The sequence below is a fragment of the Paenibacillus whitsoniae genome, from assembly GCF_003955665.1.
GTDB lineage: Bacteria > Bacillota > Bacilli > Paenibacillales > NBRC-103111 > Paenibacillus_E > Paenibacillus_E whitsoniae.
Genome location: NZ_RXHU01000100.1, coordinates 46,927 through 66,639, shown reverse-complemented (window position 1 = coordinate 66,639; position 19,713 = coordinate 46,927). Strand labels below are relative to the sequence as shown.

At 53.2% G+C, this 19,713-nt stretch carries 19 protein-coding genes; 6 read left to right on the top strand and 13 right to left on the bottom strand.

What is annotated here, in order from left to right:
• The first annotated feature begins 36 nt into the window (after window positions 1-36).
• Window positions 37-1,044, top strand: a complete 1,008-nt coding sequence (locus EJQ19_RS27770; protein WP_126144484.1) for an asparaginase — start codon at window positions 37-39, stop codon at window positions 1,042-1,044.
• Window position 1,045: 1 nt separating this feature from the next.
• Here EJQ19_RS27770 and EJQ19_RS27765 read toward each other — a convergent pair whose 3' ends face one another.
• The 3 genes from EJQ19_RS27765 to EJQ19_RS27755 are packed head-to-tail and all read right to left on the bottom strand — an operon-like array spanning window position 1,046 to window position 5,282.
• A complete protein-coding gene (locus EJQ19_RS27765; RefSeq protein WP_126144483.1) occupies window positions 1,046-1,495 on the bottom strand; it encodes a YlbF/YmcA family competence regulator in 450 nt (149 codons plus the stop codon).
• 51 nt (window positions 1,496-1,546) lie between these two features.
• Window positions 1,547-3,601, bottom strand: a complete 2,055-nt coding sequence (locus EJQ19_RS27760) for a helicase-associated domain-containing protein (protein WP_126144482.1) — start codon at window positions 3,599-3,601, stop codon at window positions 1,547-1,549.
• On the bottom strand, window positions 3,558-5,282 hold the full coding sequence (locus EJQ19_RS27755) for a DNA repair helicase XPB (RefSeq protein ID WP_126144481.1): 1,725 nt from the start codon (window positions 5,280-5,282) through the stop codon (window positions 3,558-3,560). The genes EJQ19_RS27760 and EJQ19_RS27755 overlap by 44 nt, the downstream gene beginning before the upstream one ends.
• An 88-nt stretch (window positions 5,283-5,370) precedes the next feature.
• On the opposite strand from EJQ19_RS27755, the gene EJQ19_RS27750 reads away from it, so the two are divergent.
• Window positions 5,371-5,883, top strand: a complete 513-nt coding sequence (locus EJQ19_RS27750; RefSeq protein WP_126144480.1) for a thermonuclease family protein — start codon at window positions 5,371-5,373, stop codon at window positions 5,881-5,883.
• Here the strand turns inward: EJQ19_RS27750 and EJQ19_RS27745 are convergent.
• Window positions 5,853-6,044 (bottom strand): hypothetical protein, encoded by a 192-nt coding sequence (locus EJQ19_RS27745; protein WP_126144479.1) that lies wholly within the window; start codon window positions 6,042-6,044, stop codon window positions 5,853-5,855. The two genes, EJQ19_RS27750 and EJQ19_RS27745, sit on opposite strands and share 31 nt — an antisense overlap.
• A gap of 116 nt (window positions 6,045-6,160) precedes the next feature.
• Here EJQ19_RS27745 and EJQ19_RS27740 point away from each other — a divergent pair, with 116 nt between their 5' ends.
• Entirely contained in the window at window positions 6,161-7,054 is an 894-nt protein-coding gene (locus EJQ19_RS27740) for a LysR family transcriptional regulator (RefSeq protein ID WP_164716744.1), read from the top strand.
• On the opposite strand, the gene EJQ19_RS27735 is transcribed toward EJQ19_RS27740, so the two are convergent.
• The 4 genes from EJQ19_RS27735 to EJQ19_RS27720 form a co-directional block, all read right to left on the bottom strand.
• Window positions 7,032-8,105, bottom strand: a complete 1,074-nt coding sequence (locus EJQ19_RS27735; RefSeq protein WP_126144477.1) for a Gfo/Idh/MocA family protein — start codon at window positions 8,103-8,105, stop codon at window positions 7,032-7,034. The two genes, EJQ19_RS27740 and EJQ19_RS27735, sit on opposite strands and share 23 nt — an antisense overlap.
• Before the next feature lie 39 nt (window positions 8,106-8,144).
• A complete protein-coding gene (locus EJQ19_RS27730; RefSeq protein ID WP_126144476.1) occupies window positions 8,145-9,314 on the bottom strand; it encodes a Gfo/Idh/MocA family protein in 1,170 nt (389 codons plus the stop codon).
• A 93-nt stretch (window positions 9,315-9,407) separates the two neighbouring features.
• Window positions 9,408-11,183: a PAS domain S-box protein gene (locus EJQ19_RS27725; RefSeq protein ID WP_164716743.1), complete on the bottom strand. Its 1,776-nt coding sequence runs from the start codon at window positions 11,181-11,183 to the stop codon at window positions 9,408-9,410.
• A 169-nt stretch (window positions 11,184-11,352) separates the two neighbouring features.
• Window positions 11,353-12,531: an amidohydrolase gene (locus EJQ19_RS27720; protein ID WP_126144474.1), complete on the bottom strand. Its 1,179-nt coding sequence runs from the start codon at window positions 12,529-12,531 to the stop codon at window positions 11,353-11,355.
• 204 nt (window positions 12,532-12,735) lie between these two features.
• Here EJQ19_RS27720 and EJQ19_RS27715 point away from each other — a divergent pair, with 204 nt between their 5' ends.
• Both EJQ19_RS27715 and ftsW read left to right on the top strand, forming a co-directional pair.
• Window positions 12,736-13,083 carry a YugN family protein gene (locus EJQ19_RS27715; protein WP_126144473.1) on the top strand — a complete coding sequence of 116 codons (348 nt, stop codon included), beginning with the start codon at window positions 12,736-12,738 and terminating at the stop codon, window positions 13,081-13,083.
• 15 nt (window positions 13,084-13,098) lie between these two features.
• Entirely contained in the window at window positions 13,099-14,265 is a 1,167-nt protein-coding gene (gene ftsW / locus EJQ19_RS27710) for a putative lipid II flippase FtsW (protein ID WP_126144472.1), read from the top strand.
• Window positions 14,266-14,278: 13 nt separating this feature from the next.
• Here ftsW and EJQ19_RS27705 read toward each other — a convergent pair whose 3' ends face one another.
• Entirely contained in the window at window positions 14,279-14,659 is a 381-nt protein-coding gene (locus tag EJQ19_RS27705) for an Asp23/Gls24 family envelope stress response protein (RefSeq protein ID WP_126144471.1), read from the bottom strand.
• A gap of 177 nt (window positions 14,660-14,836) precedes the next feature.
• Between EJQ19_RS27705 and cax the strand changes: the two genes are divergently transcribed.
• Complete coding sequence (cax, locus tag EJQ19_RS27700; RefSeq protein ID WP_126144470.1) at window positions 14,837-15,883, top strand: calcium/proton exchanger; 1,047 nt, start codon at window positions 14,837-14,839, stop codon at window positions 15,881-15,883.
• A gap of 18 nt (window positions 15,884-15,901) precedes the next feature.
• On the opposite strand, the gene EJQ19_RS27695 is transcribed toward cax, so the two are convergent.
• The 4 genes from EJQ19_RS27695 to EJQ19_RS27680 form a co-directional block, all read right to left on the bottom strand.
• Entirely contained in the window at window positions 15,902-16,195 is a 294-nt protein-coding gene (locus EJQ19_RS27695; RefSeq protein WP_126144469.1) for an Fpa/YlaN family protein, read from the bottom strand.
• Between the two features lie 123 nt (window positions 16,196-16,318).
• A complete protein-coding gene (locus EJQ19_RS27690) occupies window positions 16,319-16,567 on the bottom strand; it encodes an HPr family phosphocarrier protein (protein WP_126144468.1) in 249 nt (82 codons plus the stop codon).
• Between the two features lie 119 nt (window positions 16,568-16,686).
• Window positions 16,687-17,370, bottom strand: coding sequence for a TVP38/TMEM64 family protein (locus tag EJQ19_RS27685; RefSeq protein ID WP_241243109.1), 684 nt, complete (start codon window positions 17,368-17,370; stop codon window positions 16,687-16,689).
• Window positions 17,371-17,514: 144 nt separating this feature from the next.
• Window positions 17,515-19,482 carry a sensor domain-containing diguanylate cyclase gene (locus tag EJQ19_RS27680; protein ID WP_126144467.1) on the bottom strand — a complete coding sequence of 656 codons (1,968 nt, stop codon included), beginning with the start codon at window positions 19,480-19,482 and terminating at the stop codon, window positions 17,515-17,517.
• Window positions 19,483-19,713 lie beyond the last annotated feature (231 nt).

Below are 19,713 nucleotides of genomic sequence, written 5' to 3'. Positions count from 1 at the left end.
TTTTCACCTAATCCTAGTATGGAGTGATCTCAAGACATGAAGCTTTCCAACATCATCGTCCGCGCAACCCGCGGAAACATCACTGAAAGTCTGCATCGCGTCCACTTTGCACTCGTGAACGCCGAAGGCGCGCTGCTCGCCGGCGCGGGCGATTCTCGGCTGCTCACCTTCGCCCGCTCGACCGCGAAGCTTATCCAGGCGCTGCCGGTTCTGGAGTCCGGCGCGGCGGAACGCTTCGGTCTGACCGAGGCCGAAATCGCCCTATGCTGCGCTTCCCATAACGGGGAAGCCGAGCATGTAAGCGCCGCCCAAGGCATCCTGAGCAAGCTGGGGCTGAATCCGCTGCACCTGCAGTGCGGTGCGCACGAGCCCTACCACGCGCCTACGGCGCAGGCCATGCGCGAGCGCGGCGAGAAGCCGACGACCCTGCATAACAATTGCTCGGGCAAGCATTCCGGGATGCTGGCGCTGTGCGCGCAGCTCGGCGCATCGCCCGATACGTATATGGCAATTTCGCATCCGGTACAGCAAGCGATGCTGGAAGCGGTTAGCGCGATGTCGAACGTAGCCCCGCGCGACATGGAGCTCGGTATCGACGGCTGCGGCGTTCCGGTCTTCGGGATGCCGCTCGACAAGCTCGCGCTGGCGTTCGCCCGGCTTGGGAAGCCGGACGGGCTGCCTGCCGCACGCCAGGCCGCTTGCCGCGGCATCGTCGCCGCGGTGCGCAAGTTCCCGGCTTACCTCGCTGGCGAAGACCGGTTCGATACGCAGCTCATAGAGGTGACCGGCGGACGCATCGTTGGCAAAATGGGTGCCGAAGGCATGTTTGCCCTTACAATTCCAGATAAGGGCCTTGGGCTCAGCCTCAAAATTGAAGACGGCAACCAACGCGCCCTCTATCCGGCAGTATTGGAAGCGCTGATCGGGCTGAACTTGCTAACGAGCGAGGAAGCCGCGAAGCTCGCGGACTTCCGTCAACCCGTTATCCGCAACTGGCAAGGTACTGAAGTCGGACGCATCCTGCCTCAGTTCCTCGAAGGCTGACTTAGCCGCAGTTGCCGCTGCAGCTACCACCGGAGCTGCAGCCTTTCCCGGTTGGCAGCGGATTATTGCTTGGCACTTTGATCGAATCCGACACCGCGTGCGCAATCGTCGTTGATACCGTGAAGAGGAGATCGTCCAAGCGATCTTCCGCTTCTTTGTATTTGCGAACCGCCTCAATGGCATGAAGCTGCGCCTGCACATTGTTCACGGCGTCAAGCGCCTCGTGATAGCTCGGATGGTAATGACCGAACCGTTCGCATTCCTCGAACAGCTCTTTCTTCTTCGCAAACACCCGCTGCAGTTCCTTCACTTCCTGACTGCTCTCCACAGCCCGCTTCCAATATAGGTAATCCGCCACTTCTGTGGAGGAATTAATCATATCGCCCATGTCATAGGCCTGCATGAGGATGGCCGACATATCCAGCGTTTCAGTTTCCATTGTCTGTAACATTCCGACAACAACATCCTTCCTCTTGAAAAAGTCTATAACATGTCTATCATATCACAGATTCTCAAGAGTTTCTTCCTTTTCTCGCTGGAACGCATCGTTGATTCCTGGCAAAATCAATTTCATTTCCTGCCAATCCTCGCCGGGCACGCTAATTTCACGAGCCTGTTCCAAACCCTCTAGATGCCAGACCGTTTTCTCTTCCCGCAGCATACGGGGGATAATGAACCGATCCTGTCCTTCTTTGCGCAGCTGAAGCACGCTTTTCCATTCGATCGCTTTGCGAATCATGTCTTTGCGCGTAGAAGCATGATAATTCCGGAACTCCTTGATCCAGCTCGGGGGAATGTCCTGCAAATCAGGATATAGATCCTCCTGCCGAGGAAGCGAAGGCTCCATCTCATAGATCCGAGCGGAATCCCTGGAATAGCACAGCGGCTGAACCGGGATATCGGCGGCCAAAAGGTGTTCGGCGCCCGCCTCCGGCGATTCCGCCCGCTTCGCGGCCTTGAAGTGAGGCGCATAGCCCATCGCCTCCAAACATTTGGCAAGCGGCCCGGCGTCCGCTTTGGCAATAATAAAGGCAGCCGGCCCTACGCGGTCTGCAAGATAAGGCGCGCAGCGGCTGCTCCGCAGCAGCGCTTCGGCATCCGCTTCCGATGCGCAGCGAAGCAGTGTCACGTCTTCAAGGGCTACCTTGTTCGCCTGCTCCGCCCATTGGGCAAGCGTCCGCAGCACGCCCTGGGGCACTTCGTGGCTGGCATTCGCCGCAAGCGTCTCGGCGATCTGTTCGGCCGTCTTCCCACTGGCCAATGCGCGGCGGAAGCTGTTCTTCGTTACACGGTACGAACGTACATAATCGGACTGCAGAAGGTCGGCGAACGACGCGACCTCCCATTCCGTATAGAGTCCCACGTCAGGCGGAAGCAGCAGTTCGAAATCTGGCTGCACATACATGCTGCCCGGCCTCTCCTGCGATTCGACGATCGCCGGCTCGTCTGGATTTAGCATCTTCCGGGGCTCAATCAGCCAACGAAACCACAATTGCCCTTCCGTATCTTTACTGACATCGATGAACCTAAAAGCCATGAGCGGCTGCAGCCAAGCAGTGCGCAGCTCAGCTTCCAGCAATTCCGCCTCGGCATGGCTGCCCGCGAACGACAGACACGCGCGCACTTGCATCAGCAGTTGCTCCACTTTGTACCATGCGCCGCTGCGCGTCCGCTCCATGCATGCGATAGCATGCTGAAGCCAAGCCGGGGCTGGTGTTATCATGTCGCACCACAGCGCATAGAGCGTCTCCTGCTGCCATTTGTAGTCGCCCTGAAGCCACGCCTCGACGGATGGCTCGTGCAGGCGCAGCGCTTCATTTAAGCCGCTGATCTTGAAAAAGCCGCTGCGGGTCGCCAGATCGAGCAATAGGGCGACAGGCTCATCGTAGACGTCGCGAAAGGCATACGACAGCCCCGCTGCCGTTAAAATCGCAGGAGGCAGCCGCAGCGGCTCCGCCAGCTTATGCACCTGCTTTTTATGCAGCGTGCCTTTTGCACTAAGCGGCATGGCAGGCTGCTGGGCGCAAGCCGTCAAAACATGCAGCATCATCTGTGCCAAACCGCGCGGATTCGCCGCAACAGCCCGTTCACTCTCGTCCTGAACAAGCTCATGCCACTCCAGCTCTTCGCCCGGCGCTTCTTCCCGCCCTCCCGGAAACTTCACGACAGGAAATAGCAGCTCCTGCCAAATGGGAAACGTGTCCTCAGGGAGCAAAAACAGCTGCTCGCCCCACGATTTGCGGAACGTCACAATCACGCCTAGCCTGCGAAGCCCGATAAGCCCCAGCCTCGTCTGTGCGCCGGATACCGCCCATGCCGCCTGCTTTTCCAGCGCCTCTCCGGTGAAAGGCAAACAGCCGAACGCCGAGACGATCAGCCGAAGCGTGCGCTGCTCATCCGTCGTCAGCTGCTTGTTCAGCTCTGCCAGCAAGGGCCGCTGGGTCAAGAACGGCGCCAGGTCGTCATCCTCCTGGATCCAGGCCGCCCACCACGACTCTTCTTTAATCATCCGTTTAACGTCCGGCGGCATTTTGTCCTCGACCTGCTCGTACTTCATCCGCTTGTCCCTCCTGTTCCCAACTCGTAATCGTATATTCGTAGCCCTGCTCAACCAGAAACAATTGACGTTTTAACGCAAAGTCCTGCTCTTTCGTATCTGTGCTGACGAGCGAATAGAAGACGGCCTTATTCTGCCCGTTCTTCTTCGGCCGAAGAATGCGCCCCAACCGCTGCGCCTCCTCTTGTCGGGACCCGAAGCTCCCCGACACCTGAATCGCAATGGCCGCATCCGGCAAATCCACGGCAAAGTTAGCGACCTTGGACACGATGAGGAGCGGCAGCGCGCCGCTCTTGAACTGCGCGTACAGCGCCTCGCGTCGCTCATGATCGACGCTGCCCGAAATCATCGGCGCGCCGGTGTGGGCGGCGATCGTCTCGAGCTGATCCAAATACTGGCCGATGATCAGCGTTTGCTCGTTCGGATGCCGCCGGAGCAGCCAGTCGATAACCGCCAGCTTGGCTGCGTTCTCGCCGGCGATGCGGAACTGGCTCCGCGCCCCCGATGCGCTGTAGCGATCCCGATCCAGGCTCGATAACGGCACGCGAACCTCCCGGCAGGCGACCTTCGCCAGCCACCCCATCGACTCGAGTTGCTTCCATGCCATGTCATATTTCTTTGGCCCGACCAACGAAAATACGTCTTCCTCCCGACCGTCTTCGCGCACCAGCGTCGCCGTCAAACCGAGCCTGCGCGTCGCCTGAATATCTGCCGTCGCCCGGAATACAGGCGCAGGCAGCAGATGCACCTCATCGTAGATGATGAGGCCCCAATCCCGCTCATGAAACAGCTTCATATGCGCGAAGCTGTCCGTTTTGGAGGCGCGATGCGTCAGAATCTGATACGTCGCAATGGTAACGGGCCTAACTTCCTTCTGGGAGCCGCTGTATTCGCCCACTTGCTCATCGGTGAGATTGGTTTTGCCCAGCAACTCACGCTTCCATTGCTTTACCGACGTCACATTCGACGTCAGGATCAATGTCGCGCACCGGCACTCGGCCATGGCAGCGATACCGACGATCGTTTTCCCAGCGCCGCAAGGCAAGACGAGCACACCGCTTCCGCCGTTCTCCTGGCCGAACGCGGCCACGGCCTGCCGCTGATAATCCCTGAGCCGGAACGCCTCCTCGCCTGCGTGATCGTGCGATTTCAGCGAGAGATCCACAAATTCTCCGCTGCGATACCCCGCCAGATCCTCTGCAGGATAGCCAAGCTTGATCAGCTCCATTTTCAGTAAGCCGCGATGTTCAGGCGCAACGGCAATGGCCCGCTCGCCGCGGGTATCGGTCAAATAAGGGGCGAGCGTCTCGCGGGCGCTAATTTCTTTGAGCACTACCGTGTCCTCGCTGACGAGGAACACCTCAGCCCCCACTTGCACGAGACGCAGCACACCGTATCGGCTTGTATACTTGCGAATCAGGCTTAGCACCGACGGCGGCACGCCGAACTTGCTGTGCGCCTGCAGGCAGCCTGCTATTTCTTCCACATCCACACCGGCCGCGGCGGCGTTCCATAACGAGAGCGGCGTAATCCGGTACGTATGCAGGTGCTCCGGACTTTTGACCAGCTCCGCAAAACGAGAGAGCCCGCCTCGCACTTCTTCAAACCCGGGATGACCGGTCTCCGCCAAAATCGTCAAATCGCTCTGCACGATCAGCGGCTTGGCTGTGTCCATCCTCATCCGCGCACCTCCTTTTTAACCCTTAGTATGAAAGGAAAATACTTGATTTAAACATTGGGCGCGTGCTAACGTATTTTCGAGGTGAATTATGCGTAAATGGATCATCGCCGGGGGCTGTCTGCTTCTTGTCGCGCTGCTTGTTGCAGCTTGCGGCGCGCAGAAGACTAGTCAAGCCGGCAGAGAAACCGTCAAAGTGGAACGTGTCGTGGATGGCGATACGCTGGAGGTGACGCTGAACGGGAAGAAAGAGAAGATTCGCTTGATCGGCGTGGACACGCCGGAGACGAAGAAGGCGAATACGCCGGTTATGTTCTATGGCAAGGAAGCCAGCGACTTTACGACGAAACGGCTGGAGAAGCAACGCGTGGAGCTGGAGTACGACGTGGACAAGAAAGATCAATATGACCGCGTGCTCGCTTATGTATGGATCGGGGACGAGCTGTTCAACCGCACCCTGGTTCAGGAAGGCTATGCGCGCATGGCGACATTCCCTCCGAACGTCAAGTACGTGAATGATTTCAAGAAAGACCAAGAATCCGCCCGCAAGGCGAAAAAAGGCATCTGGCAAAACTACGACAAAGCGTTTGATACGGCAAAGTAGCCGGCTGCCAGCACCGCAATCAGGGCGACGCCTCCTGCGAGGAGAGAAAACTTAGCTCTTTTTTGCGGGACTTTGGCGTACCAATGAGCCTTTCTGGCGCGCTCTTCGAGCTCCTTCACATGCTGTTCGTATTTTTTCTCTATGTCATACAAATTCCACATGGTAATTCCCCCCATCCTTTGGTTGGAATGATTTTAACACGCCTGGCGGAGGGGGAGTTATCGATAAAATTCGATAGTTTCCATCGAAAAATGTGATGATTGAAGGGGTGCTCAGCATGGATCTTTCCTTATATAAAACCCTGCTCGAAGTCGCGAAGTGGCAGAACTTTACGAAGGCCTCCGAGAAGCTCGGGTACGCCCAATCCAGTGTGACGGCCCAAATTCAGAAGCTGGAAATGGAGTACGGGGTTGAAATTTTTGAACGGTTTGATAAAAAAATGATGCCGACCCCTGCCGGGCAAATCCTGCTGCGCTATGCGGCGAAGCTTATCCGGGTGTTCGAGGAGTCGAAAATCAACGTCGCCGGGCAGACGACCGGCAGCTTCACGATCGGCACACACGAGACAACACTCTGCTCGTATATGCTGCCGCCCTTTCTCGGCACGTTCAAGCGGTGTTACCCGCAAATCTCCATCGCCATTACGGAGCTGCTGGAGAACGATACGTTCCGCGCGCTCAAAGCCGGCGAATGTGATCTCGGCTTCATCGTGGATCGGGTGCGTCACGATCCCGACCTTATTTTTGAAACGATTCAGGAGGAGGAATTCGTCGTTGTCGCTTCCCCGGATCATCCCCTTGCTTCACGTGACGCCATCGTACCGGAGGATTTGAACGGCTGCGAAATTCTGATGTCCATTTCCGGCGGCAAATGCCGAAACCTGTTCGAGGACATGCTGCGCAAGCATCGGGTCAAGTACCGTTTGACCTACGAGATCAACAGTTTTGAAACGCTCAAGAAATGCGCCTTGCACGGCCTCGGCGTCACCTTCCTGCCTAGAACGACGGTTACGTCGGAAATACAAACAGGGCAGCTAGCGATTTTGCCGCTAGACTACCCTGATTTCAAGCTCACTGTGCAATTATGCTATCATGCCAAACGGCAATTGTCCGTTCCGATGACCAATTTTGTGGGGCTTCTGTGCAAAACTACTCCACACGAACCGCTTTAGCTTGCGCTTGCAAGCACAGTTCCGCCGCTTTGAACGTATGCGCTTGCGTCATCGCATTCTCCGTACGGTTGATGCAGTCCAGAATTAATTGACCAAAGTAAGGAAAGCCTACTTGTCCATGGAGACTGTAGTGCTTTTCTCCTTGCTGGTTCACGAGGTACAACTGATCTCCCTGCGGATCGCGGGCAATATCGATGTATTTACGCATTTCGATATAACCGTCGGTGCCCAGGATGATCGTACGTCCATCCCCCCATGTGCCGAGACCGCTCGGTGTCAGCCAGTCCACACGGAAGTAGTTCGTCGCACCGTTGTCGCCCACAAGCGTCGCATCGCCGAAATCCTCAAGCTCCGGATAATCCTTCGCATTGTAGTTGGCCACTTTGCTGCTGACGACCGTCGCATCTTTGCAGCCTGCATAGAACAGGAACTGCTCGATTTGGTGCGAGCCGATATCGCACAGAATGCCGCCGTATTTGTCTTTCTCGAAGAACCAATCCGGACGGCTTGGCGCGTTCAAGCGGTGCGGCCCGAGGCCCAACACTTGAACAACACGACCGATTGCGCCCTCTTCGATTAACTGACCGGCAAATACCGCGCTCTCTACATGGAGACGCTCGCTGTAGTATACCGCGTACTTGCGTCCTGTGCGCGCAACCGCTTCTTTCGCCGCCTCCAATTGCTCCAGAGATGTAAACGGCGTTTTGTCCGTGAAATAGTCTTTCCCGCTCTCCATGACGCGAATGCCAAGCGGACCACGCAAGGAAGGAATCGCAGCGGCAGCCACGAGCTTCACCTCAGGATCGTTCAGAATCACTTCTTCGGAAGAAGCCGCCTGCGCTTGCGGGAACTGTTTCAGGAACGCCTCCACTTTCGCCGGGTCTTGATCATATACCCATTTAATCTCTGCGCCCGCTTCAACAAGCCCGTTGCTCATGCCATAAATATGCCCATGGTCGAGGGACATTGCAGCAAAAGTAAACTCTCCTTTGCCTACGACAAGGTTCGGTTTGCCTTTCGGCGCGTAGTTCATGCCATCACTTTTTTGCATCGTCCTGATCCTCCGACAGCGCCCTGATACAGGGAGCTCTTAAGATTTTGAAGTGCCGCTGACATCCAGCGTTTGATAGGAATTCGCTTCTTTGCTCGATTTGGACTCTTTGATCCGCGCTTGCAGATGCTCATAGAATAGATCCTCGTCAATCGGCAGATCCACCCAGTTATCGGTCCATGTGGACAGCAGCATCGCGTTGGACAGCATGAGCCCTTTAATGCCCTCTTCCCCTGGCGCAACAAGCGGTGTGCCATGCAGAATCGCGTCGACGAAGTTTTGCGTAATGCCGCTGTGACTTGTTTCCTTGCCTTCGACCGGAATTTCGCATTTCCAAACTTCCGGCTGGCCGAAACCGCCTTTGTACGTTTCATTGAATTCGCGCTCGGATACGCGCAGACGCCAGAACGTCAGCTTGCCGTCTTCGATCACGATTTTGCCGCGGTCGCCGGAGAGCTCGAAGCGGTTCGTTCCAGGTGCTTCACCAGTCGTCGTTACAAACAGGCCTGTCGCCCCGTTTTCATACTCCACGAATGCCGTTACGTCGTCTTCAACCTCGATATTGCGGTGCTTCCCGAAATAGCAGAATGCACGAACGCGCTTAGGCATCATGTCGATCGTCCACTGCCACAGGTCAAGCTGATGCGGATCCTGGTTGATCAGTACGCCGCCGCCTTCGCCCGCCCAAGTTGCGCGCCAGCCGCCGGAATCGTAGTAGCTCTGGGATCTGTACCAGTTCGTGATAATCCAGTTTGTTCTGCGGATTTCGCCAAGCTCGCCCGAGGATACGAGATCTTTCAATTTTTTATATAAAGGATTTGTACGCTGGTTGTACATCATGCTGAAAACTTTGCCTGACGCTTTCGCCGCCTCGTTCATTTCACGCACTTGCTTCGTGTAGACGCCTGCTGGCTTCTCACAAAGAACATGCAGACCTGCTGCAAACGCTTTAATGGCGATTGAAGGGTGATCGTAGTGAGGCGTTGCAATCAGTACGCCGTCAATCAAGCCGGACGTCAGGAACGCATCCAGATCGTCAAACAGCTTGATGTCGCCGCCAAAGTTTTCTTTGGCCCATTCCAGGCGATCCGGTCTGAACTCGCAAATCGCTGTGAGCTCCGCACCTTTGACTTCGTTGTTCACCAAATACTTGGCATGGCCCGTACCCATGTTCCCCAGGCCGATAATACCAATTCTTACTTTGTCCACGGTTCGTCACCTTTTCTTTGTCAGATTGTTTCATTGAGCACGTTTTCACTTTAGCACATTTGGCGGGCGGCATCTTGTCACGAATTGACAACCTTATTGCGAACTTTGACAGTTCCCTTCCTGACCGGGCAAAAAGATGCTGACTGTCGTCCCGACGCCTACCTGGCTTTCGTACCGGATAGAGCCCCGGTGCTCCTCGATAATGGTGAAGCTGACCATCATTCCGAGGCCTGTCCCTTTTTCTTTCGTCGTGTAAAAGGGTTCCCCGATGCGAGGCAGCCGGTCTTCGGGAATACCGTGCCCCTGATCGATGAAGGTCAGACATATGCCTTCCGGGCATCGGCGAACATGAATCATGAGGCTTCCGCCATCTTTCATCGCTTCAATTGCATTCTTGATCACATTGACGAAAACTTGCTTCAATTGATTCTGCTCACACAGTACGAGCGGCAAATCCGCTTCGTACGTCCATTCAATCAGGACGTTCTTGAGCACCGCCTCCGTATTGAGGAGCGCGATGACATCCTCCAGAATCGTGAGCGGCGCGTGCGGCAAATATTGGACCGCTTGGGGCTTGGCCAAAATCAGAAGCTCGCCAAGAATCAGTTCGATCCGGTTAAACTCGTCTTGCATAATCGTGTAGTAGCGCTGCTTGTTGTCATCCCCCGCATGGCACATCAGCTTGGCAAAGCCTTTCAGCGACGTCAGCGGGTTGCGGATTTCATGTGCGATCCCGGCCGCCAATTGCCCGGCAACATTCAGCTTTTCCGCTTTGCGGAGAAGCTCCTCCGTTTGCTTTTGCAGCGTGATGTCCTGCGAGGTTCCGAAGAACCGAACCGGCCTGCCGGCCTCGTCATAGGTCGTTCTTGCCAGCGTGTGAAATATGCGCTGCGTCTGCCCGTCACCCAACATTATACGGTACGAGGAATTCATTGAGCCCGTTTGAAACGCTCTCTCCATGTCCTCCTGCAGCTGTTTCACGTCCTGTGGGTGGATGCAGTCGAAAAAGGCTTCTACCGGCAGCCGCAGCGTATCCAATTCCAAGCCGAAAATCGCCAGCAGGCCTTGCGAAGCGTACACAACGTTGTTTAGGATATCCCAATCATAATGCCCTAAACCGGCGATTTTGTGCGCCATCTCCAAATTCGCTTTGCTTTTGGTCAGTTCTTCTTCAATATGTTTCCGCTTGGTTACATCCCGCCAAATCCCAAGCTTTTCGCTCCGCTCGCCATCCTCATTGACCAACCAGTTAAAATTGTTTTCAAACCACACAGTCCCGCCTTGCTTATGTAAAAACCTGCACGTCACTGTGCCCTTGCCCCTGCTCGCCTCGTCAAATTTGGCCAGATAACTGCCCTGCAGCGCGCTCAGATCTCCTTCATAACAGTAATCGAGCACGTTCGTACCGATGACGTCAACATCCTCATAGCCCAGCAGCTGGTTAATGGAAGGTGAGACATAGCGGATCATGCCGTCATCAGTCGTCAGCATAATTAAATCTTGTACATGATCTGTATACTTATAAAAAAATTCACTTTGAAGCGTAACTTCCCGCTCTATCATCTGGATCTGCCGAATTACGACATGAATGCAATCGCTTACACAATACGCATTGACATGGACCCACATGCCCGACGGCTTTACAAACTCTTCAAATTCTACTTCTTCCTCCGTTGTTCTTGCTTGCATAAAAAGGTGATACACTGCATGCCGGACTGCTTTTGGAAACTCCGTCCACACATGCTTGCCGATCAGATCGGTGGGCTTCCGGTTCAATACTTGTGCGCCAAAATCGTTCACATACTTGAAGTTCCAAACCGCATCCAAAATGATAAATCCGATGGGAGGGCTGTCTGTTCTCGTCTTCATCAGTAAGTAGATCCCCCTTTTCTTCACGCCTGTATTATGGATCCATTGGGATAATGTGTAGAGCAAATTTTTTTGCAGCTGTAAAAAAGCGCCGTGCCGACCTCTCGGGGAAATGCATGCTGCCAGACGTACGAAAGGCATCCACCCTGTCAGGTGAATGCCTTTCGTTTCAGTTGTTCGCCATATAATCAAGCGCCATGCCGATCAGCAAATTGGCTGCATTCAGCATCGAAGCTTCGTCAATATCGAATTTCGGGTGATGGTGCGGATGCACAATACCGCGCTCCACGTTCCCTGCGCCTACGAACATGAAGCAGCCCGGTTTATGCTGCAAATAATAGGAAAAGTCCTCGCCGGCCATAATAGGAGGAGATTCATGCACGCGATCTTCGCCGAACAAAGCGGCGCCGACCTTCGTAAACCGCTGCGCTTCCAGCGCATCGTTCACAACCGTCGGATAGCCGAGCTTGTAATCCAGCTCGTACGAGGCCTGCGACATCTCGCACGTCGCGTGCGTAATGCGCTCGATGCGCGCTCGAACCTCCTCGCGAAGCGAAGGGTTAAAGGTCCGCACCGTGCCGCTCAGTACACAAGACTCTGCGATCACATTGAAGCTCGTCCCGCCGTGGATCGCGCCTACGCTCACGACGCAGGATTCGATCGGATCGACCTGGCGGCTCACGATCCCTTGCAGGTTCACGACGAGCTGGGACGCAATATAGACGCTGTCGATCGTTTGGTGCGGCAGCCCGCCATGCCCGCCCTTCCCTTGAATGCGGATGGCGAACTCATCCGGCGCGGCCATAAAAGCTCCAGGCCGCGTATACACGTGACCCACAGGAAACGGTGTCCACAGGTGTACGCCGTACACAGCGTCCACGCTTTCCAGCGCGCCGGCTTCAATCATCGAATGGGCGCCGCCGGGGGAAATCTCTTCCGCATGCTGGAACAGGAATACGAGGTTCCCCGTCAATTCCTCACGGCGCGCGCTTGTCACTTTCGCAATAGCCAGAAGCGTCGAGGTATGCGCATCGTGACCGCAGGCATGCATAATGCCGGCTCGCGTGGAGCCATACGCGCAGTCTGTCTTCTCATCTTGGATCGGCAGCGCATCCATGTCCGCGCGAAGGGCGACCGTCGGTCCGGCGCTTCCACCGCGCAGCAAGCCGACAACGCCGTTGCCGCCTACGCCTGTGCGCACTTCTATGCCCCAGCTGCGCAGGTGATTCGCCACAAACTTGGCGGTTTCAACCTCCTGATAGGACAGCTCTGGATGACGATGCAAATAGCGTCTCCATTCGACCATCTCTTCATAAACGGCTTGCAAATCGGCTTCAAATTTATGCATTAGGAACCCTCATCTCCTTCATGACAACCGTTACTTACGATCAGATTCAAGTCTTAGACCCTATTCTATCAAATTCCGGCACCCGTTTCATCTCCAAAGTGCCATCAAATATTAGAATTTAAGAAACCTTAGCGACTTGCAGAACCATGTGAAACATACTATCATGAATAAAGAATGCATACGTACAAGATGGAGGCGTTAATTTTGATTATTGAAGCACCTGGCTTGAAAGGCCTGAAAAGCGATTTGGCTCACCTGGATGAAGTTACGACCAAACTTGGATTCGTACGTTGGCAGTGGGAATACACACGCGCGACTTATGATTTCAAAATGGAAGATAAAGCGAGCAAAAGCGTGTACTTCTTGCGTGTCAACACGCGCGTGGAATCCGGCAAGTTGGAGTCCCCTTATGCTGTTCTTTATGTGGAAGATACATACATCGGAAGAGAAACGTTCCCTCACGGATTGGACTACAATTCCCCCATTCCTGAGAACATCCTGAAGCTTTCCAAACAAAAGCTCGATCAGCTGAGAAACGAACTGGCTGAATAGACAGGGGGGGTCAGCATGAATCCACCTCGCAGAGGAACGCCGGATTTTCTGCTGCTATTTTTAACCTTCGTTTTCGTTTGTTTCGGCCTCACCATGGTATTCAGCGCCAGCTCCATGACAAGCGCTTACCGCTGGGACGATCCTTGGCTGTTTACGAGGAAGCAGTTGATCGCTGTCGGCATCGGCGTCGTCGGTATGTTGTTCTGCATGAATATCCATTACTCCAAGATTAAAAAGCTGGTCATCCCGGTTTTTGTCATGATCGTCATCGCACTTGTTTTCGTTGTCTTCACAGGCAAAGCGAACGGTGCGAGCTCATGGTATACGCTAGGCCGATATGGCATTCAGCCGACGGAATTTGCCAAGCTGATCGTCATTATGTACCTGGCCTCACTGATCTCCAACAAGGAAGAGAAATTCCGCAGCTTCAAAAAAGGACTCCTGCCCGCCCTCCTCGTCGTAGGGTTTGTCTGCGGCCTGATCATTCTGCAGCCGGATTTCGGCTCCTGTATGATTTTACTGGCCTGCGCCTCGATTGTCATCGTGGTCGGCGGGGCGAATCTTAAGCATATTTTCTTCCTTGGCCTTACCGTCGCGGCGGTTGCGGCTTTTGCCATTTGCCTCTATCTTCTGTTCGGAGATGCAGGCTCCAATTACCGGATCGGCCGGCTGACCTCTTTCATGGACCCCTTTGCGGATCCGCAGGGCGACGGCCTTCAGGTTGTGCAGTCTTTGTATGCGTTTGGCCACGGAGGCCTTACCGGCGCCGGTTTCGGACAAGGCATCCAGAAGCTTCACTATTTGCCTGAAGCGCACAACGACTTCATCTTCGCCATCATCGGCGAAGAGCTCGGTTTTATCGGCAGCGCATTGTTCATCCTCGCCTACCTCATCTTCATTTGGCGCGGGCTGCTCATCGCGGTGCGTTGCCCAGACATGTTCGGCATGCTGACCGGTGTCGGCATTATGGTCATGTTCGCTTTTCAAGCGTTTATCAACATCGGCGGCGTGACCGGTACAATCCCGTTGACGGGGGTCACGCTACCGTTCATTTCCGCGGGAGGCTCCTCCATGATGGTCTCGCTCATCTCCATGGGCATCATTCTTGGCATCTCCCGGGAGCAATCCATGAAAGAAGCGCCCGCTTCATCAAAAAAGACCTTGACCGCCGTAAAAGGCTAATCAAGGTCTTTTCTTATTTTACGCGTAGCGGATCTTCCGGCGTCTCTTCTTCTTTGAACGCGACGCCCTCCACTTTCACGTTGACTTCCACGACATTCAGTCCAGTCATATTTTCAACAGCTTCACGTACATTTTCTTGCAAATCTCTGCACACGTCCTGAATGCGGGAGCCGTACTTGACAATGACCCGTAAATCGATTGCCGCTTCGACTTGACCGACTTCGACCGAAACGCCGCGCTGTACGTTCTTACCGCTGAGACGCTTAGCGAGACCTTCCGAGATGCCCCCTGACATGCCGGATATGCCTGGAGTTTCCAGAGCAGCCAGCCCTGCAATAGTCGATACTACGTCATCTGAAATACGAATTAAACCGGTTTGATTGTCTTCGGACATACGGATCACTCCCTAAACTTGGTATAAATCTATTGTAATGAGATCCAGAGCCGAAAGCAAGAACTGCATGCTGCGCTCTCAGTGAATTTACATTCCTCGGCAAAGTAGGTATAGTAGAAGACAGTTAAATCATTCCAATTGCAGAGAACTTACAATTCAGAATTCGGAGGGTTATCGTTGAAAGGGAAACTGTTTTATGCAGGCTTGCTCGTCTTCTTCATTTTCGCAGGGATCGCCCATTATGCGCATATGAACACGACGCTGCAATTCATCATCGCGTGTATCGCGATCATTTTCGTAGCCGGCTTTCTGGGCAAAGCGACGGAAAGCGTGGCGCACTATGCCGGCGAGCGGATGGGCGGCTTTCTCAATGCCACCTTCGGCAATGCAGCCGAACTCATCATTGCGTTCTTCCTCGTGAAGGACGGGCTCTACGACGTCGTCAAAGCCAGCGTGACCGGCGCCATCATCGGGAATTTGCTGCTTGTGCTTGGGCTCAGTATTTTCACCGGGGGTCTCAAATTTAAAGAACAGAAGTTCAACGTCAATCTGGCCTCGCACAACTCTTCGCTGATGATCCTCGCCGTCGTGGCTCTGTTCATTCCGGCGATTTTCACCGGCGGACTGACGACGAAAGAAACGTCCAACATGAGCATGATCGTTGCCATTCTGCTCATCGCCGCCTATCTGCTCTGGCTGTTCTTCTCCATGGTGACGCATAAGAGCCTGCTCTCCGACGAAGCGATCGAGCACGGGGAAGCCGCCTGGTCCAAAGGCATGTCCATCCTGTTTCTCTTCGTTGCCACCGTCATGGTCGCGTTCACAAGCGAGTGGCTGGTCGGCACACTGGAAGAAGTCACCCATAAGTTCGGTTTGTCCGAATTGTTCGTCGGGGCGTTCCTCATCGCCATTATCGGCAATGCGGCGGAGCACAGCGCAGCGGTTATGATGGCGCTCAAGAACAAAATGGGCGCCGCCGTCGAAATCGCCATCGGCAGCTCGCTCCAGATCGCGCTGTTCGTCGCGCCGGTGCTCATTCTGCTCAGCTTTGTCGTCAGCGGCACACCGATGAACATCGTTTTCTCGACCTATGAGATTGCGGCGATTGGCGTGGCCGTTTTCATCACCAAATCGATTACGCAAGACGGCTCCACCAACTGGTACGAAGGATTGCTCTTACTGATCGTGTACATTATCTTAGGCGTTGTGTTCTTCCTCGTCTAGACAAAAAAAAGTAACCCGCTACGGGTTACTTTTTTTGTTCAATGCTTCATACAGCTGAGCAAGATTGCGTTCCAACTTGCTTAGAATTTGCTTGCCAGGGGCTTCCGAGATGAGCCCGGCGCGAATTGCAAAATCAATTTCTCGCGAAAGTCCGTACATCTGCGTATCTAAAACCTCTTCGTACAATGGACATTGACGTGTTGTCAAATTCCCCATCTGCACTTCGATCAGCTTTTCGATTTTATCTGCATCTTCTTGGAGAAGATTTAGCGCCTTTTGATTCATGTCGAGCAATAGATCAGATGAAGACATTCCAACTTCCCCCTATACGTATAGTCATCCGTCCTTATATGATCTATATTAAGCGAAATTGACGCAATATACAAGAGAAGGTACCCTCAGAGATTCTGAGAATACCTTCTTTTTTCACAAAGCCTATTCTTCTACAACGTTAATTTCAAGGTTGTGCTTCGCAAAAACTTCCGCCATTGCGGCTTTCGCTTCGTCTGCATCCGGTCCGTGCACGTGCAGGTCATATTTGCTGGAGCTGATCAATGTAGTGAACAAGCCCAGAATACTCTTAACATCAATATACTTATTGTCGTATTGAAGTACGATGGACGATCTAAATTTATTCGCTGTTTGTGAAATCTCTACGATTGCTGCATTGTTAGCACTTGGCATAGGAAACTCCTCCATTTACTCACTAAGGATTGAATTGTTCGTCTTGCTCTCTCTATGATAGCGTGGAAAAGCATGGGAAGCAACTATAAAATTTCCTGCATTCTCCTGTATGAAAGCCTTTACTTCGTTTTCGGTGCAAGCGCTCTCTTCGCACTGTTCCCAATGACGAGCAACACCACCAGAATTCCCAGTAAAAGCAGCAGTCTTCCTTTGTATTGTTTAAAATGAAACAGATCGTGCGCTATCATCGATTCCAACAAAATCATCGGAAGCTTGCCGATCACTGTCGCCCACAGAAAATGACTGAACTTCATGCGTGTAAGGCCTGCCGAAAAATTAATGGCGGAGGACGGCAGAATCGGAATTAAACGGCCGATGAGCACATAGATAAAGCCGTGCCGCTCCATGCGTTTGCTGAACTGCGTGACGAGGGGAAAACGCTCCAGCTTTCTCTCCACCCAAGCATGTCCATAATACCGGGCAAAATAAAACGAGGCCACGGCTCCCAGAACCGACATTACATAATTCACGATAAATCCGGTTTTGATGCCAAAGATGGCTACATTCGTGCCTGCGACGACAACAAACGGAATAAAAGGAAAGAAGGTTTGAAAAAAAATCAACAACATCCCGATAATTTTACCCGGCCATCCAATGTCCCTCAAATGTCCGGCTAACTGGCGCATATTGCTGTGAGCCAGCTTTGTCCCAAGATGAGTGAAAAAGAAAAAGTAAATCAGCCCGACCGCCACAATCGTGACGATGAGAATCAATCCTGTACGCTTTTTATTAGCTGCCGACAAAATTCGACCAACCTCCCCTTGACCCAATCATTGTAACATGTTGCGAGACGTTCAGGAAGAGGATTCTTCTTCACTTAACCCTTGCATGCAGGATGTTCTTAAAAAGAAAATGTACCTGCCGTTCGGGCAGGCACATCGTTATATTCAGCCGATTTGGATTTGGTTGCGCCCATTGTTCTTCGCTTGATACAGCGCCATATCCGCTCTGTAGAAAAGCGACTCGACGCTGATTCTTTCCTCGTCCCAATTCCAGTCCGATACGCCGCAGGAAACCGTCACTTGCGGCTGCGTCTCCTGCATCACACGCGTCCGAATCCGTTCGGCAATCTGCACTGCCTGATCCTTCGTCACCTGCGGCAAGTAGATTGCCAACTCCTCCCCGCCCCATCTCGCAGCAATATCGCTGTCCCGGATGCTGGATTTGATGATCTGGCTCACCTGAATCAAAATTTTATCGCCGACCTGATGCCCGTACGTATCGTTGACCCGTTTGAAATTGTCAATATCCACAACGATCAAGGAACCGCAAAAATCTTTCTTCTGCATAGCGTTCGCTTGCTCGTCGAGGTAATGCCGCGCATACAGCCCCGTCAGATTGTCGGTAATGACCATCCGCTTGACTTCCGCGTGCAAGGATGCGTTCGACATCGCAAGACCGATATGGCTGGACAGCACCTGCAGAAGCTTGTAATTGTCGTAGGAGAAGAAATTCGGCTCGTGATGCACAATGAGGATAACCCCTTCGACTTGGCCGTTCACAATGATCGGCGACCCGATCAACGAACGCGCTTTCGTACGCATCATCAGGCTCGATTCAACTTTATTATTTGTCCAGTAGTCGGAAATAATCACAGGTTCCCTGGAAGAATAAATCAGCCCGGAGAAACCGTGGTCCAGCGTAAAAGTCTCATGGAACATGGCAGGCAAATTCGTTGCCTGAACGACAAGGCGCTCGCTGTCCTTGACTCTCTGAAGGAGGCAGCTGTAATCGGCTCCAAAGATGCTCAAAATTTCACTCGAAGCCGCATTAAAAATTTCATTCAAGCGCAAGCTTTGATTTAACTGCTTCGTAATCTCGTTAATCAGCCGCAGCTCGTTAATCATCAAATTCGACTGCTCGTACAGCTTTGCATTCTCAAAGGCCGTACCCGCGGAATCCGCCAGCAGAGACAGGAACTGCACGTCGGAAGGCAGAATCTCATCTTCATCGGATTCCATATAAAGAACGCCGTAAACCCCTTGCTTGCCGGTCAGCGGCGCCGCGATATGGCCTGTCGCATCATCGACGATCACGCGGCCCTCCATGAAAGCGCGTGTGCGAATATCCGTTTCCGACCGTTGAAAATGAAGCGGCTTCACCGCCAAGTTGGTTGAGTCGTTGTCTTGGGACAACAAAATGTCCACGCGCTTATTCGGATAAACGCGGTTCATGCAATCCGTCACTTCCGTCAAGACGGAATGAACGTCGATTTGAGCGTGCAGCTTTTTGGAAGCTTCAAATAAAATGTCGCGCTTTTTCGATTCGGCTTCCCGCTCTTTATAGCGCAAATTCAAATCTTTATATTTACTTCGTTCCACTGCAGCGAGCACACAGCTATGAAACGAGCTTGTAAGCTGGTAAAAGAAATGCGCAAGTTCATCCATTCCAGAAAAAGATTGGGAAAATAGTCCCAAACAACAAACAAACCTGCCTTCTGCATCGTAAACAGGGACCGCCACCCCCATCAAGCCATTCAGTGTTTTATCCGGATAATTTCCTGCAGCAATGGCGTGAAGACCTGGAGAAGCCGTGCAGCGGGCAATCGGATTATCCCCTCTCTCAGATGCTTTCCAGCTTGTTCCTGGGAACAGCAGCGGCTCCAGAAAAGGAAGACCAAGCGAACAGGAAGCAACCATGTTCAATTGACCGTCGGTGCATAACAACGCGGTTTGTTCGGGAAGCATGGTGGTTTCGAACAGTGATTTCCACTGGCCGACCGCTCCCGCCAATACGACGTTCCAACGAGATTCCTCGCAGGAGCAGTTACGAGAAAGAGTTAAGCCTTGACGGAGAAACACTTCAAAGTGTTCCGCGCGACCTTGAATCATTAGACTGCGTAGTGGCTCACTCATAAGGTTCTCCTCTCTGCACAACTATAGTCCTATTTACTGCTTCTATCATACTATTTTTCACATGCCGTTGTACACGATATTTTCAAGTGAATTTCAAGTTTGACTACTTGACACTGCCTCTGCTTTTTAATAAAATTAGAAGTCGAGTACCACCATGATTTCGGTGAATGCCATTTGTGATCACCCTCACTGCTTTTGCTCCTGCCAAGACAGCGGCTGAACTACTCTTGA